The sequence below is a fragment of the Neorhizobium sp. P1_A6 genome, assembly GCF_056406795.1.
The window spans coordinates 351,815-368,938 of the sequence record NZ_JBFTZM010000006.1 but is presented as its reverse complement, the minus strand read 5'-3'; the positions used below and the strand labels follow the sequence as shown (position 1 = coordinate 368,938).

Annotated in this window: 6 protein-coding genes; 3 read left to right on the top strand and 3 right to left on the bottom strand. The window is 61.1% G+C overall.

All coding sequences use genetic code 11. The annotated features are described in order from the left end of the window. Positions 1-238: 238 nt before the first annotated feature. A complete protein-coding gene (locus tag AC1D3C_RS15290; protein ID WP_477483468.1) occupies positions 239-1,828 on the top strand; it encodes a GMC family oxidoreductase in 1,590 nt (529 codons plus the stop codon). Between the two features lie 39 nt (positions 1,829-1,867). Here AC1D3C_RS15290 and AC1D3C_RS15285 read toward each other — a convergent pair whose 3' ends face one another. From AC1D3C_RS15285 to AC1D3C_RS15275, 3 genes are all read right to left on the bottom strand, one after another. Continuing rightward, on the bottom strand, positions 1,868-3,064 hold the full coding sequence (locus AC1D3C_RS15285; RefSeq protein WP_477483467.1) for a glycosyltransferase family 2 protein: 1,197 nt from the start codon (positions 3,062-3,064) through the stop codon (positions 1,868-1,870). A gap of 340 nt (positions 3,065-3,404) precedes the next feature. Next, entirely contained in the window at positions 3,405-4,025 is a 621-nt protein-coding gene (locus AC1D3C_RS15280; RefSeq protein ID WP_477483466.1) for a 4'-phosphopantetheinyl transferase family protein, read from the bottom strand. A 32-nt stretch (positions 4,026-4,057) separates the two neighbouring features. Continuing rightward, complete coding sequence (locus AC1D3C_RS15275; RefSeq protein ID WP_477483465.1) at positions 4,058-8,548, bottom strand: MupA/Atu3671 family FMN-dependent luciferase-like monooxygenase; 4,491 nt, start codon at positions 8,546-8,548, stop codon at positions 4,058-4,060. 433 nt (positions 8,549-8,981) lie between these two features. Here AC1D3C_RS15275 and AC1D3C_RS15270 point away from each other — a divergent pair, with 433 nt between their 5' ends. Beyond that, positions 8,982-15,524 (top strand): type I polyketide synthase, encoded by a 6,543-nt coding sequence (locus AC1D3C_RS15270; protein WP_477483464.1) that lies wholly within the window; start codon positions 8,982-8,984, stop codon positions 15,522-15,524. A 128-nt stretch (positions 15,525-15,652) separates the two neighbouring features. Then, positions 15,653-17,104: an oligosaccharide flippase family protein gene (locus AC1D3C_RS15265; RefSeq protein ID WP_477483463.1), complete on the top strand. Its 1,452-nt coding sequence runs from the start codon at positions 15,653-15,655 to the stop codon at positions 17,102-17,104. Positions 17,105-17,124 lie beyond the last annotated feature (20 nt).

Here is a 17,124-nt window from a genome sequence, read left to right as displayed (position 1 = left end):
ACAATCTTTCCTCTATAAGGTTGAATCTGCCTTCGAGATTTCCGAGGTAATTTTATTTTGACTTAAGTTAAATGGTATAGATCAATTTTATATTTCGAACGAGAAGGCGGGACTGTCTTGCTCTGCCGATGAAAATGAACATTAGCAGCAATTTTGGATATCGGGGCTCAGCCGCCGGAGGGGTCCTGCCGGCTGAAGGCTAATCGCAACAGCCCTTTGTTTTCAGTTGGGGGTGTGGATGGAATTTGAATGGGACGTTGCCATCGTCGGCGCCGGAATGGGCGGGGCGGCAATGGGATACGCTTTGGCAACCGCCGGATATCGCGTCCTTTTCATCGAAAAAGGTCTGGCTGAGTTCCCGCAGGATGAAGCTGATGATCCTGACAGTCCGGATGAAACGAAACGCCTGAGAAATGGCCGGTGGCCGCAGCAGATTTCCGGCACGGTGGATGCCCATCCCGTGCGCTTCTTTCCTGCACTCGGTTGCGGCGTCGGCGGTTCGACGCTCATCTATGCTGCAGCGCTCGAACGGTTTTCCCCAAGCGACTTCAAAATCGTCGACAAGTCCGGCAGGTCGGCCTGGCCGATCGGTTACGAAAATCTGGAGCCTTTTTACCGCAAGGCGGAAGGCCTTCTGCACGTTCGCGGCAGCCAGGACCCGCTGCAGCCGCAATCAGATGTCATCGAGCCTCCCGCCATGACCCGATGCGACCAGCACTTTTTCGACTCCGCGCAGTCGAATGGAATGCATCCCTATCGGGTACACACGGCCTGTCGATATATCGACGGATGTAGCCAATGCGGCGGCTTCATCTGTCACAAGTCCTGCAAGCAGGACGCACGGCGGGCATTCGTCGAGCCGGCGCTCGCGACGGGCAATGCGATGATCATCGATCAGTGCAGTGTGGAAAAGATCTCGGCCGATGACCAGGCGGTCACGCAATTGTCTTGCCGGAAGAACGGGAACGAGCTGGCGATCGTCGCAAAGCTCTATGTGCTCGCCGCCGGCGCGCTTTCAACGCCCTTGCTGCTTCTCAATTCCACGAACGAGTTCTGGCCGAACGGCCTTGCCAACACGTCGGATCTCGTGGGGCGCAATCTGATGTTCCACGCGTCTGATTTCTTCGCTGTCTGGCCTCGCGGCAGAACCCGTGTTTCAGAGCCGGGAAAGGCTATCGGTCTTCGCGATTTCTATGAATATCAAGGCCTCAAGCTGGGCGTCATCCAGTCTACGGGTCTGACGGCGACCGCCAACAACGTGCTTCACTTCCTGAAATCGTTGATCGACCGGAATGGCTGGATCTGGCTGAAGCCGCTGAAGCCCTTGATGCGCATCCCGGCGATGATCGGCGCCCTTATCTCAGGCAATGCGACGATATTCACCTCTATCCTCGAGGATCTGCCTTATCCCGAAAATCGCGTCAGGCCCGATCCGGAAGATCCGGCCAGAATGTATTTCGAATATACCATTCATGCCGAGTTGCGGCAAAGAATGCAGGCATTCCGCAAACTATACCGGACAGCATTCAAGTGGCACCGGATGATGATGCTCGGTTCCGAAGTCAACCTCAACTACGGCCATGCCTGTGGCACATGCCGGTTTGGTTCGGATCCCTCTACTGCGGTATTGGATACCAACAACCGCGTGCACGATCTGGACAATCTCTATGTCGTCGATGCTTCGTTCTTTCCGACCAGCGGAGGGGCCAATCCAAGCCTGACGGTCGCCGCGAACGCCTTGCGTGTTGCAGAGCATATTGCTCAGAAACTCTCAGCGACAAAGACGAACCTGACGGAGGCCAAGGCCATCCCGGATCCCGCGTCCTGAGCCGACTTTCCGAAAGGGGAATGCCCCTCTCGCCCCGGATCAGTGGACCCTGGTTCGATCAGTTCTGATCCAGGTCGCCCCGCCGGCTTCGATGACATGGCGCGGATAGAGCCTCAGTTTCTTGAAGATGTATCCCGGGATGTCAGCCATGGCATGCATGGGAAGCGCGCGTCTGCCGTGACGCCACCAGGCTACCGACAGCGCGATATCGAAAGCCAGGATGCTGATGATCGAGATAGCCAACGGCGCGATCGCAATTCCCGAAGTCGCGAGGAAGACTGCCGGAAACAGTGAGAGCAGGAGAAGCGCTGCCAGCAATGTCAGCGGCGGTATGAGCGCATCAACGACGAGCGCCAGATAGGCCCTGTTCCGCAACGTGTTGACGTCAAGCAAGGCCGAGAAAAGGTGTGCCGCTAACGCCAAGCGGCCCGCGTTCCATCGGGAGGCTTGTGTTTCGAGGCCTTTCTTCGAATACGGAAACCTGCTGCTTACGGCTGCGGCATCGCAAAAAAGCGGAGCCTGGCCGATCCGCGCGAGGTCCAGCCCAAGCTTCATGTCTTCGACCAGATCGCCGTTCGCAAGTGCGGCGTCACGCAGGACGGCCCAGGGAAATGCCATGCCCGAGCCGGTCAATTGCGCAGGAAGCCCGAGTTTTGCCAGTCCAAGAAGCCGGATCCGGTTCTTCAGAAGAAATGCGAATTCGGAAACCGCGAGATTGATGCTTGCGTCCGGCGGCGCGAACATCAGATAGCGGGATTGCACGGGTCCGTTCGTTGCCGCAGCCATGAGGGCGAGGTTATCGAGCGCGCCCGGTTCCAGCCAGCAATCGGCGTCGACAATGACGACCACGTCCGGCGGCAGCAGGCCGAGGTACCTGACGCCGGCGTCGAGGGCGTATCCCTTGCCGCGGCGAAGCGGATCGAACCGCACGATGACATCTGCGCCCGCTTCGCGCGCCAGCGAGGCGGTGAGATCGTTGCAGTTGTCCGCCACGACGACCAGCCGATCGCCATCGCGCATCTGGCTTTGGATGCTCTGCAGGGTGCCGATGATCTGAAGCTCTTCGTTGTGCGCCGGGACAAGAACCGCGACTTGCGGTCGTCGGCCGTTCTGACGAGGCGGTGTGCTCTGCCGGCCGATGCTTCCCGCGAGGCATTCAATCGCGAAAAAGACAGTCGGAACAAGGACAACGACGGACAATAACAATGCTGCGGCGACCAGTATGTCCTGTTGCATGACTTCCCTCCGACGATAGCGTCTCAAGGAGTCAATCATAACGGGAGGGCCGAGCGTTCTAAGCTGACCACGCTACACAGTTCGAGTGAGCGCGGGCTCATCCTATTTTGGGGCAGGTAGGATCAGGTCGAACCTATCTACGCCCATTTGATGGCAGGTGGGTCAATTGAAGCCTGTTCTTCGTGCCAAAATGGTTATTGATCGAGTGAATGCAGCCGGCTACGGCAAAATGCCGCCACTGGCTTCCGGCCGGCGGCCTCATGCTGAAACGGGCTTGAACTGCGTCGTTCTTGGCGGTTGGCGGCCTGGGCCAGGGGCCGAGCAGGCTGCGGCCGATGCTTCAGCGGATGATCATGCCGGCGACGACATATCCGTCGCGCAGCCTGATCCGGCCCACAAGCCGGTCACCAGTCCTGAAAGGCGGGACATCGATCTCGAAATAAGCGGCGAAATGCCCGTCGGCGAGGTTCAATTCGATGCGGATGGCCTCGAAACCGAACATCGTGCGCGTCAGGCCGTACTGGCACTTGTAGGTGCATTCCTTGGCGCTGAAGATTGCCTTTACCAACCGGCCGCGAGTGCCCCATTGCTGGCGATTGAGCCATTGCCGCTCGCGGGGTGTGCAGATCTCCTGCGCATAGGTGTCGTCAAGCGGCGTCGCTTCCTCCAGATCGAGTCCGACAGCCTTGATGCCGTCCGAATGGCGGCCGATGGCCGCAACGCATCGCGTGGTGGAGTGGCTGATGCTTCCGGCAATGCCGGCCGGCCAGATCGGCGCCCGGTCGGCCCCCACGGGGATGGCCATAGCCGGCAGGCCCAGATGACCCATGGCCCGCCTGGCGCAGGTGCGGCCGGCGGTGAACTCCTGCTGCCGGCTCTTCACCGCCGTGGCGATCGCCGTTCTCTCTTCGGGATAGAGTTTCGAAACGTCGCCGTACAGGTCGGATTCGGCGACCGACACGGAAGAGTCGAATATTCCTTCCAGCAGCATAGCTAGACCTTTGTTTCCACGCGAACCAGCGTCGGGCGCCGTTCCATCGCATTGCGGCGCAATGCGGCTCGCTCGGCCACCCTGCTCAGCTGGATATCGGCCTTACCCTTGCCGGCGATATGGTCGGCCAGAAGGGCAACCGTCGGGAAACGGAAGAGGTCGGTGATCGTCAGATCCGGTGCCAGCTTTGCCTTCATTTCGCGATGGACCTGCACAGCGAGCAGCGAATGTCCTCCGAGTGCAAAGAAGTTGTCGAAGATGCCGACCTTTTCGAGCCCAAGTGCGCGGCTGAAGACCTCGCTGATGTCGCGTTGCAGACTGTTGGACGGTTCTATGAACGTCGCGGGCGTGGACTGGACCTTTTCCGTCGGAGCCGGCAGCTTGTTGCGATCCACCTTGGCGTTCGGCGTCAGCGGGAAGGCCTCCATCGTCACGAAATGCGATGGTATCATCGCATCGGGCAGAGCTTCGGCGATATAGGCACGCAAATCCTGTTCGGAGACGGACGTCCCGTCGGTGCGGATATAAGCCACCAGGCGCACGTCGCCGGGGTTGTCCTTGCGAGCGACCACGACCGCCTCGCGGATGCCGGCGAATGTGCCGATCCGCGCTTCGATCTCGCCAAGCTCGATGCGATGGCCGCGGATCTTTACCTGATGATCGGTACGGCCGAGGAAATGCAGGACGCCGTTCCTGTCGAAGCGCGCGAGGTCGCCGGTCCGGTAAATCCGGCCTTCCATGAACGGGTTCGGCAGGAAGCGTTCTTTGGTGAGCTGTTCGCGGTTGTGATATCCGCGGGCGACGCCGTCGCCGCCGATATAGAGTTCGCCGACATCGCCGGGCGGCACCGGATTATAGGCATTGTCGAGCACATAGAGCTGGGTATTGGCGATCGGATGGCCGATCGGCACGACGCCTGTCGATGGGCCGGCCGTGAATGTCGAAGACCAGATCGTCGTCTCGGTCGGGCCGTACATGTTTTCGATCGTCGCGTCGGTGACGGTTCGCAGGGCTGCGAGAAGCGACCCCTGCAGCGCCTCGCCGCCGAGGAAGAGATGCCTGACGTCGCTGAGTGCTGCGCGGTCCTCGTCGATCATCATGAACATGCGGGCCATCGAGGGCGTGCATTGCAGATGGGTAACCCGATGCTTGCGGATCTCTTCTGCAAAACCGTCTCCGGTCTCTTCGCTGACGGGATTCTTGCTCGTCTTGACCACTTCGGCCAACAGCGGCAGCCTTTCCATGACGATATCGTCGGCCAGGCCGAAATCGATGAGGCATGCAATGTCGTCGACGCCGGCCGCCTTGACCTGATCCAGCCTTTCCAGCGCATCCTCGACCGTGCCGAACAGGCCGCTGTCTTCGAAATAACGCAGGAAGGCGAATTCCAGGATGGCATCCATCTCCTCGGGCGCGAGCGACTGGAGGTCGATATCCATCGGCTGGGCGATGCCCTGTGGCTTCTTGAAGGCCGGAAACGCCCAGGCATATTGCTTGATGAGAGCGGCTGCGCTGCGCAGGTATTCCTTCATCGGGCCGCGCGCCAGATCCCGCACCTCGTTGCGATCTTCGCCGATCAGGGTGTGCAGCATTAGCGTGACTTTGTAATCGGCGGGGTCGCGGCCGGTCTCGGTGAGCGTCTGCCGATAGATTCGGATTTTTTCCGCAAGCTCGTCGACCGACTGGCCGAGCAAGTGGGTGAGCACGTTGGCGCCGAGCCGAGCGGCTTCCCGATAGCTTTCCGGATTGCCGGCGGTGGTTAGCCAGACAGGAAGTTCCTTCTGGACCGGCCGCGGCTGGGTCACGACTGCGACCGTGCCGGCGCCGAAATCGAAATCGACGCTGTCGCCACGCCACAATTTGCGGACGACCTCGATGTCGCGGGTCAGGCTAGCCTTGTTCTTCGGCGGCGCGTTTTCGGGCCGCAGCACGAAGTCCTCCGGCATCCAGCCGGAGGCGAAGGCAAGTGCGACGCGCCCATTGCTGAGATTGTCGATGACTGCCCATTCCTCGGCGACGCGCGCCGGATGATGGAGCGGCAGAACGCAGCTGCCGGCGCGGATCGAAAGGTTTTTGGTGACCGCCGCGACAGCCGCTCCGGTAACGGCCGGGTTCGGATAGGGGCCACCGAAGGCGTGGAAATGGCGCTCCGGCGTCCAGACGGAATCGAACCCATTTGCATCAGCGAATTTCGCACCTTCGATCAGCAGACGGTATTTGTCCGGACCAACTCCGCCGTCATTACCCCAGTAGAAGAGGCCGAAATCCAGATGGGTGCCTCTCCCGGCGGAAGACGCGCCCTTTGCCTTGGCTTCGATGACTTCCGAGGAATGGATGACGACCTTGAAGCCGCGGGCAAGGGTCCAGAAGAGTTCCAGAACGGAAATATCGAAAGAGAGGCTGGTGACGGCCAGCCAGACATTGCGACGATCGGCGGCGCGCGGCACCCGGTCATCCATGCCGACGAAGAAGTTGACCACGTTGCGATGCTCGAGCATCACGCCCTTCGGCAGGCCGGTGGAGCCGGACGTGTAGATGACATAGGCGAGATTGCTGGAAGTCACGTCGGTTGCCGGGCGATCGGCTGCGGCCTGGCTTCGAAGGACATCCTCGACACACAGAAAATTGGTGCCATCAAGCGTTTCGGATTTTGCCAGCCGCCGCTCGGTCAGAACCAGTTTGGCGCCGCTGTCCTTGATCATGAATGCGAGGCGGTCGGCCGGAAAATGCGGGTCGAGCGGAATATAGGCCCCACCCGCCTTCATGATAGCAAGCGCTCCGACCACCAGGTCGAGCGAACGCGGCAGGTATAGGCCGACGGTGACGTCCGGGCCGACGCCCTGAGTGACCAGCGCTTGCGCGATGCGGTTCGCCCGCTCGTCCATCTCGCGATAAGAAAGGGAACGGCCGTGGAATGCCAGAGCTTCGGCATCCGGCGTCCGGTCGACCTGCCGCTCGATAAGCTGGTGGACGCAGGCGGTCGTTTCGTATTCCCGCTCAGTCCGGTTCCAGTCGAAGAGGACCATGTTCCTATCGGCGTTCGACATCAGGGGCAGGTCCTGCAGCAACGTCGCGCGGTCCTCGAACGCCGAGGCCAGGATCGCAAATGCCGTCGCCAGATCCTGTGCCTGACGTTCATCGACGCGTGCCCGATCGTAGACGAGGTCGGCCCTCGTCTCGCCGAGCCGGAAGGTCAAGGCGCAGCCGTCGATTTCATCGGTGAGCGCCGGATTGGAGATGTCCGCGATACCGATTGTCAGCTCAGGCGCGATCAGGCCGGGATAACGGTCGACAAGATCGCGGCAATAACCCTGGCGTTCGTCCAGCACGTTGAGCAACCGGTCGACATGCCCGAGCAGGTCCTCGACCGAGACCTGCCCCGAGGCGTCGATCCGCAGCGGAATGGACTTGGCGAAATAGCCGGGGTGGCGGGCACCAAGGTCTATCAGCCTGTCGTTCGTATAAGCGAGGTCGAACATCGGCTGACCGGAAAGACGGTTCAGGAAGGCTGCCGTCAGCGCAACCCGTTCCAGCCGCGAAAGCTGTCCGGCAAAGGGCAGGGGGATGGTGCGAATATCCGGTACCTGGCCGGCTTCGAGCGCTTTTACATAAGGTAGCGTGATATCGGTGCTGGTTTCGAGCATGCGGCGGAAGAGGCCTTCATGTCGCGCAAGAGTGGAAACCGCTTGCGATAACGTGTCCTTCTCGCGGTCGTTCATAAGCGGCAGCCGGTCGCCGGGGCGCAGCACCGAGGAAAGGACTACTTGCCTGGCGCCGTCCTTGCGGACGGCTTCGAGCAGGACCGGCATGTCCGCGGTGCCGACCGTCACGCCATGGGCGCCGACCGACAGGACCAGGCCGGGTTCGCCGTTCAGTTCGCCGTCGAGGACGCGAAGATTTCTGACGGTGAAGACGTCGTTGCCAAACTGGACCTTTGGCGTTGCCAGCGGGTTGAGATAGGTCGCGCCGAAATCCAGGCCGCGCACCAGGCGCGAAAGTTCATTTGCCGAAGCGGTGAAATCGAGGGTGCCGGCGGCCGGAGGACGCTTGAGCTGTCCGTAATAGGCGCGGGTTGCGAAATCCTGACGGCGGGGGATCAGGGTACCGCGCTCGATGTCGCCGAGCATCTCGGAGAAAGTCGCAATCCCTGCTTCAAAGCATTTGGTGTTCAGCGTCAGCGCCGTCTCGTCCGCGCTGATCTCGAAATGCTGCTGCGCATAGATATCGCCTTCGTCGATACCTTCGGTGATTGCGTGCCAGGTGATGCCGTGCCGCTCGTGACCTTCGAGGATTGCCCAGGCGGGTGTGTTGAGACCGGCCATGTCCGGCAGCAAGCCGTCATGAAAATTGGTGGCGCCGATGCGCGCGTGCTGCCAGATCGCATCCGGGACCATTTTCAGGTTGGCGATGCTGAACAGCCAGTCGTAGTCATATTGCGTCAGCTGGGCGGCGTAATCGCCTTCGGGTGTTATGACCGGAATGTCCTGGGCCATCGCCCAGTTTCGAACCGATCCATTGGAGGTCGCTATGGCCTGGATCTTGTGTCCGCGCCCCCGCAGAATTTCAGCGCATTGAACCAGCAATAGTCCGCCACCGATCAAAACACACTTCAATTCGCCCATAAAGCTTGTCCCCACTCGTTGCTGTTCCAGGCACTTCGATAGAAACGGGGGGCGGTATAAAACTCAACATGCGCCTCACCACCCATGCGGATGATCGCGGCTAAGCCTGAATCGCGGGCCTTACCTGCCTCTCCCCCATACGGATGATGATGGTTTCCAAAGGAGTAATTGCGATTGCTTCTTAGCTGGAAGCACATTGAGAATGCGGGTTTGCGCTCGCGGTTTTTCAATGGAAGCGGAACGAGGCCAATGGCTCATTGGGGTGATGTCATCGGGCCGACCTCCGCGGGTTGGGACGGTATCGATGCTTGAGGGGTCTAACCAGGTCAGTGCCGGCGATATTGCGATCGTCGGCATGGCTTTGAGAGTGCCGGGTGCGCGCAATGTTTCGGAATTCTGGCAGAACCTGCGAGACGGCGTCGAGTCCGTCCGGACGTTTTCGCCGGAGGACCTGATCGCCGAAGGCGAAGATTCCGAGCGGCTCCACCATCCCAGCTATGTTCCCCGCGGCGCGGACCTTCCCGATATGGAGATGTTCGACGCGGAATTCTTCGGTCTGAACCCGAAGGAGGCGGCGATCATGGATCCCCAGCACCGCCATTTCCTGGAATGTGCCTGGGAAGCCATGGAGGATGCCGGCCGGACGCCGAACAATCAGCCCGGCCCGGTCGGTATCTTCGCCGGCTGCGGCATGGGCAGCTACTTCTATTTCAACGTCTGCAGCAATCGCAACCTGATCGATCAGGTGGGCATGTTTCTGTTGCGCCATACCGGCAACGACAAGGATTTCCTGGCGACTCGCGCCTCCTTCACGTTCGACCTGCGCGGTCCGAGCGTCAACGTCCAGACCGCCTGCTCGACGTCGCTGGTCGCGGTGCACTATGCCTGCCAGAGCCTGATTTCAGGCGAGTGCGACATGGCGCTTGCCGGCGGGGTGACGATCGAGTTCCCGCATCGGCGCGGATACACGTTCCAGGAAGGTGAGATCCTGTCGCCCGACGGGCATTGCCGGCCCTTCGATCATCGCGCTGCCGGGACTGTTTTCGGCAGCGGTGTCGGGGTAGTCGTGCTGCGCCGGCTTTCGGATGCGCTCCGCGACGGCGATGTGATCCATGCCGTGATCAAGGGCACGGCCGTCAACAACGACGGCGGCAGCAAGGCGGGTTATCTGGCCCCGAGCGTCAGCGGGCAGGCCGAGGCGGTTCTGGAGGCTCAGGGGCTCGCAGGTGTCGATGCCGACACTATTCAATACATCGAGTGCCATGGCACCGGTACGTTCCTCGGCGATCCGATCGAAATCGAGGCGCTGACGGCGGCCTTCAGGCAGAGCACCGACCGGACCGGCTTCTGCCATGTCGGGTCGGTCAAATCGAATATCGGCCATCTCGATACCGCAGCGGGCGTCGTCGGCCTCATCAAGGCGACGCTTGCCGTCAACGAGGGGGAGATTCCGCCGACGCTCGGCTTCGAGCGCCCCAATCCCTCGATCGATTTCGAAAAGAGCCCGTTCCGGGTCAACAACAAGCTGGTGAAATGGCCGCATGCGCCGGGCCCTCGCCGGGCGGCCGTCAACTCGCTCGGCGTCGGCGGCACCAATGCGCATGCCATCATCGAGCAGGCGCCGACCCGCTATGTGCCGGATGTGGTCAAAGGTGACGTGCAGGCCGGTGCCGATTGCGATCCGATGCTGCTGTTCCTTTCGGCCCGCCAGCGCAAGACGATCGACCAGGCGGCCGAGCGGCTCGGTTTGGCGATGTCAAACCAGCCCGGCCTTTCTCTTGACGACGTCAGCTTTACGCTGCAGCACGGCCGCAAACATTTCGACCATCGCATGGTGGTCGCCGTCCGTGGCCGTGAGGACGCCGTCGCGGTCCTCACGAACCCCGGCGGCCGCGGTTTCGTTCATCAACCGGTGCCGAACAACGCCGGTGCTATTTTCCTGTTTCCGGGCGGCGGCGCACAATATGTCGGCATGGCCAAGCGGCTCTACGAGGAGGATCAGACATTCCGACTGATCGTCGAAGAGGGGCTTTCTCATCTGCCGAGCGATGCGGCAAAGGAGATCCGCGCCACCTGGCTCGGGGAAAATACGGCCGCGACCGCAAAAGCCTTCCTCCGCCCGTCGCTCCAGCTTCCGGCCATCCTGATCACCGAAATCGGTTTGGCCCGCCTCTGGATGGATTGGGGTGTGAAGCCGAAGGCGCTGATCGGTCATTCCATGGGCGAGAACGCCGCGGCCTGCGTTGCCGGCGTGATGTCCTTCAAGGACGCCGTCAATCTCGTGCACCTGCGCGGGAAACTGTTCGAGACGATCCAGCCGAGCGGCATGATGAGCGTGCCGCTCGATCACGACCGGCTTTCCGAACTGCTGCCGTCATCGCTCGATATTGCTTCGGTCAATGCGCCGTCGCTTTGCGTCGTGTCCGGCCTCAACGAGGATCTCGACCTCTTCCTGGAGTTTCTGGCGGGGCAGGGCATCGACGCGACGCGCGTGCCGATCAACATCGCCGCGCATTCGCGGCTGGTCACGCCCATTCTCAAAGCCTTCGAGACTTTTCTGCGCGGTATAACCCTTCGCGCGCCGGCAATTCCGATCCTGTCGAATCGTACAGGCCTGCCGCTCAGCGCCGAAGAGGCGACGGATCCGATGTACTGGGTTGGCCACCTTCGTTCGACCGTCCATTTCGCGCACGGCATGGCCGCGCTTTCGGCCGAACCCGGACGGATCTATATCGAGGTCGGCCCCGGGCGGGTTCTGTCGTCACTGACGAAGGCGCAAGGGTCGATCCCCGCAAACCAGGTGATCAACAGCCTGCCGCATCCGGATGAGGCCGGCGATGATCGGCTTTATTTCCTCTCGGCCGTGGGACGGGCCTGGGCGACCGGCCTTGAAGTCGATATCGACCGCCTGTGGCAGGGCCGTTCGCCGCGCCGGGTTCGCCTGCCCGCCTATCCGTTCCAGCACAAGCGCTTCTTTATAGACCGTGCCGGAGCGAATGAGAGAGGCAAAAGCGCCGAGCCTGTCCTTTCGAAGGAACCGGATATCGCACGCTGGGGTTATCGTCCCTCCTGGAAGCAGACGCTTGCGGATCACGAACTCGGTGCCGAGAAAGAGGCGCAATCCTGGCTGTTCTTCCTCGATGATACCGGCGTCGGCGCGCGGCTGGTTGCTGCGCTGAGGACGGCAGGACACCGCGTCGTGACGGTGTCGCTGGGCGATGCTTTCATTCGCCGTAGCGCCGAGGATTATATGCTCTGCCCGGAACTGGGGCGTGCGGGATACGACGCCCTTGTTGCGGGACTTGTCGGCGATGGCGGACTGCCGTCGCGGATCGTGCATATGTGGCTTCTGACCCAGGCGGAAACCTTCCGGCCGGGCTCGAACTTCTTCCATCGGAATCAGGAATGCGGCTTCGACAGCATGCTGCATCTCGCCCAGGCTCTGGGGGATGCCGCCAGCGTTCCGGACATACATTTCACCGTTATCACCAACGGTATGCAGCAGGTTTCGGGCGAGCCTTTGCCCTATCCCGAAAAGGCCACTGTTCTTGGTCCCGGCCTGGTCCTGCCGAAGGAGATGGCCGGCGCGACGGTCAAGGTGATCGATATCGATCTGCCGTCCAAGGCTGAGCGGAACAGCAAGCGTTTCGCTTTTGCTCGTTCGGCAGAGAAAAAGGATGCCGTGGACCTGGCGCCATTGACCGAGCAGCTCTGGGAAGATCTGCACGCGAAGCCGGGGTCGGAAGTGGTGGCGCTGCGCAAGGGGCGGCGCTGGTCGCAGATCCATCAGCGGCTGCCGTTAAAAGAAGTGTCATCCGAGCGGGCAAAACTGCGTGAAGGTGGCGTCTATTTCTTCTCCGGCGGTTTGAGCGACGTCGCTCTGGCACTTGCGGACGAGCTCGCCAGCCAGTTCCGTGCGCGGATCGTGCTTGTCGGCCGCCTGGTTCTTCCGCCGCGCGAAAATTGGGAATTCTACGATCGCACCCACGGGCATGACGGAGTGCGGCGCGCGATTTCGGCGATCCGGAGGCTCGAAGACGAGGGCGCCGAGGTCCTTTATCTCGTCGGCGATGTCAGTAATCCGGAGCAGATGAGCCGGGCGGTCGAGACGTCGCTTTCCCGTTTCGGGGAAATCAACGGTGTCTTCCATGCTGCCGGCGCGGTCGATGACGGCCTGATCCAGACCAAGACGCGCGACAGCATCGACACGGTGCTGACGCCGAAAGTCCTCGGTACGACCGTACTGGATGCGGCATTCGAAAACGTCGTGCTCGATTTCTTCCTGATGTTCTCCTCCACCAGCACCGACGTGGTGCGGGCGGGACAGGTCGACTACGTCGCCGCCAACGCCTATCTCAATGCCTTCGCGCAGAGCCGCTCCCATCGCACCGACCGCGCGACCGTCGCGTTGCACTGGGGCGTCTGGAACGAAGTCGGTCTTGCGGCACGAGCGCTTGGCGCGTTGGAAGGCGGCGGATGGATCAGGCCGGTTGCCGGCCCAGCAGCGGGTCCGTTCTTCCATCACTGGAAAGAGGGCGAGACGGGACAGCCCTGGCTCGAGGCGCTGGTCAGCCCCGAGACGGAATGGATGCTCGACGAGCATCGGCTTCTCTCCGGCCAGGCGGTCATGCCGGGTACGGGCTATCTGGAATTGATTACACAGGCGTCTCGGGAATACGGACTTCCGTTTGCAGCGGAAGTGGCGGACCTCGTATTTCTGAGACCGCTTGTCTTTAGCGACGGAGAGATGAAAGCGGTTCGCGTCCGGCTGGAACCGGTGGCGGAGCATTTTCGCATTGTGGTTCTGGCGGGCCCGGCGGATGGCGAGGATGCGCTGTTCGTCAAGCACGCCGAAGCCGTCCTCAAGCCGCAGCCGCAACAGAGGCACGAAACCGTCGACATCGCCACTATAGCCTCTTCGTTTGACGAGACACGGGTTGCCGGAGGCGGCAGCGCGCTTCGTGCTGTCCAGGAGAAGCATATTCGCTTCGGCCCCCGCTGGTCGGTGCTGCGCTCCATGGCAATCGGTGGCGGCAAGGCGATTGCGGAGCTGAAACTGGACCCCTCATATGCGGATGATCTTTCGAAAGGCGTTCTGCTGCACCCGGGCCTGCTCGACATTGCGACCGGCTTTGCCATGGAACTTGCCAAAGACTACGACGCGGAGACTTCGCTTTGGGCGCCGGCAACCTATGGCCRGGTCGTCCTTCACGAGCCGCTGCCCGCCGAAATCATCAGCATCGTCAGGCTCGCCGACAGCAACGATTTCGGCGAGGGTTATGCGGCCTTCGACGTGACGATTACTGACCCCGGCGGCAATGTTGTCTTCGAAGCCGAGAAGTTCGTCATGCGCAGGCTGGAGAACGATCTTGCGCTCGGTCTAGCACCCCAGGCTGATGCACCGGCTGCTGCGAAACCGAAACATGCCCCCCTGTCTCCGGCGATGTTGAAGCTCGGCACCCAGGTGCGCAACGGCATTCTTCCGTTGGAGGGTTTTTCGGCGCTGCAACGCGCGCTCGCCACTTCCGAACCTCAGCCGATCATCAGTTCGATCGATCTCGAAACTCTGCGCGAATGGATTGCCGCCTCTGCCGAGACCGCGACGCCGTCTGGCGACAATTTCGAGAGACCGGACCTCGAAAGCGAGTTCGTCGAGCCGCGAAATCCGATCGAGGAAACGCTGGCCGGCTATTGGCGGGAGCTCCTCGGCATCGCCAAGGTCGGCATCCACGACAGTTTCTTCGACATGGGCGGGCATTCGCTGATCGCGGTTCGCCTGTTCCGGATGATCAAGAAGCAATACGCGCTCGACCTGCCGATCTCGACGCTGTTCGAGGCGCCGACCATCGCCCAGTGTGCCGAGCGCATCGCTGTGGAACTGCCGGATGGAGGCGAAGCCGCAGGATCCGAACTCGCGGGGAGCCTGCCGACGACGACGGCAAAGCCGGTTCATCTGGTACTGATGAACCCCGGTAAGAATGCAAAAGCAACCCCGCTGTTCATCTGCGCCGGCATGTTCGGTAATGTCCTGAACCTTCGCCATCTGGCTATGACCATGGGGGCGGACAGGCCAGTCTACGGATTGCAGGCTCGCGGTCTCTACGGAGATCACGAGCCGCATGCGACTTTCGAGGAAATGGCGGCCGATTACATCGCCGAAATCCGCACCGTTCAGCCCAACGGCCCCTATCTCCTCGCCGGCTATTCTGGCGGCGGCATAACCGCCTATGAAATGGCCCGACAACTTCAGGAGGCGGGAGAAGAGGTTTCCCATCTGTTGATGCTGGACACGCCGCTGCCGCGGCAACCGGGGCTGGATCTGCGTGACCGTATCACCATGAAACTGCAGGATATCCGCCGGCATAAAGCCAATTATCTCGCCAAGTATCTCCAGGACCGTCTGCACGACAAGATGAACGGCCGCGCCAAGCAGGAGGCGGAGCATCAGGCCGGCCCGACGGAGCATTTCAACAACGAGAAGATCGAGGTGGCGTTCAGGCGGGCGGCTCATCAATACCAGGTGAAACCCTATGCCGGAGCGGTGACGCTGTTCCGACCGAAGCCCGCCATCTTCTACCGGCTCAGCGGCGGACGCTGCCTCAAGGAGAACCGCGATATCCTGCTCTCCGACAACGGCTGGAGCGAGCATGTCGTGCAACTCAGTGTCTCTGAGGTGCCGGGAGATCACGACAGCATGGTGCTCGATCCTTATGTTCGCGTGCTCGCCGAGCGCATGCGCGCAATCGTTGCCGAGGCGGTGGAAAAACGGAAGTCAAAGGACGCCGGACCGGCGCAGCCGCTTCAAAGCAAAACCGTTGCCCAGAAACCGGTGATCGAGCTTGCGTAACGTTCCCCGGCAATCCGTTTCGATGCCGTCGCCCACGCTCGTGGCCTTGCCATTGGACGGGCCGCCGCCGCGACATCTTTCCCAGACGCAAAACCAGGCCAATAGAGTAGTGAAGTAAGGAGCCCGCGGTGGTCGAAGCAACAGTTTCTCCCGATTGGAATGGCGAACCTTCCGGTCCTGCGGGTGTGCTCGGCTCGCCCGCTCCTTCGGTCGAGGCGCAGCCGCGTTTCCGCAATATCATCATGCGGGCGGCCGGCTGGTCGATGATGGGGTATGTCCTGCTGCAGGTGCTGCGCATCGCCAGCAGCCTGATCCTGACGCGCCTGCTGATCCCGGAAATGTTCGGCATCATGGCGGTTGCCACGATGGTTCATGTCTCGGTGTCGATGCTCTCCGACCTCGGCCTCAGGCCGGCAGCGATCCAGAGCCGGATGGGAGACGAGCAATCCTATCTCGATACCGCGTGGACGCTGCAGATCCTGCATGGATGCCTGATCTGGTTTACCTGTGTGCTGGTGGCGATCGGGATCGGGCGTGCAGCCCATTACGGTCTGTTTCCCGCCGGGTCGGTCTATACCGTTCCCGAGCTTCCTGCGATCATCATGGCACTGTCGTTCTGTATGGTCATCATGGGCCTGCAATCGACGAAACTCATCTCCGCCTTCCGGCATCTGGATCTCGGACGGCTGACGGTTATCGAGATCACGGCACAGGTGATCAGCCTTACCGTTGCGGTTCTGCTCGCCTGGAAGACGGGGTCGATCTGGGCTTTCGTCGTTTCGACCTATGTATCCTGCATCGTCACCACTGTGCTCAGCCATGTGTGGCTCCCCGGCGTGAATAACAGCTTTTCCTGGGAGAAGGAGGCGGTTCGGGATCTCATTCGCTTCGGCCGGTGGATCATGCTGTCGTCGATCCTGACGGTGGTCGCGGCCAGCGGGGATCGCGTCTTTCTTGCCGGCTGGACGAGCCCCATGATGCTCGGCCTCTATAGCCTGGCCTTCAATCTCATTTCGATGCTTGAGGGCGCAGGCGGACGGCTTTTCTCAACCGTCGCGATGCCAGCACTCAGCAAGGTGGCGCGGGAGCGGCCCGAACAGCTGCGCGGCATGTTTCTGAAAATTCGCCTTCCCTTCGATCTCGTGTTCATAGGAAGCGCCGGGGCGATCTTTTCGGGCGGCAAAGCGATCATCGAGTTTCTCTATGACGATCGTTATCTGGAGGCCGCGCCGATCATCCAGATACTGTCTTTCAGCCTTCTCACCACCCGTTTCGGACCGCTGTCGGCGATATACCTTGCCGTCAACGAACCCAGAAACCAGACCATTCTGAATTTCGTCCGGGCGATCTCGATTTTCGTCTCAATTCCGGTCGCCTATTATATGTTTGGATTTTACGGTGCGTTGTGGGCGATCGCCCTTTACGGGCTGCCAGTTTTTGCCGTGATATTCTATTTCAATCGGCGCCATGGGCTCCACAGCTTGTCGTATGAAGTCGGCGTGCTTCTGGCCTGGCCAGTCGGTTTTCTGGCCGGAACCCTCGCGACGCTGATTTTTGAGCACGCCGGCAGCATATTCTGATCGATCCAAATCAGAAGGCG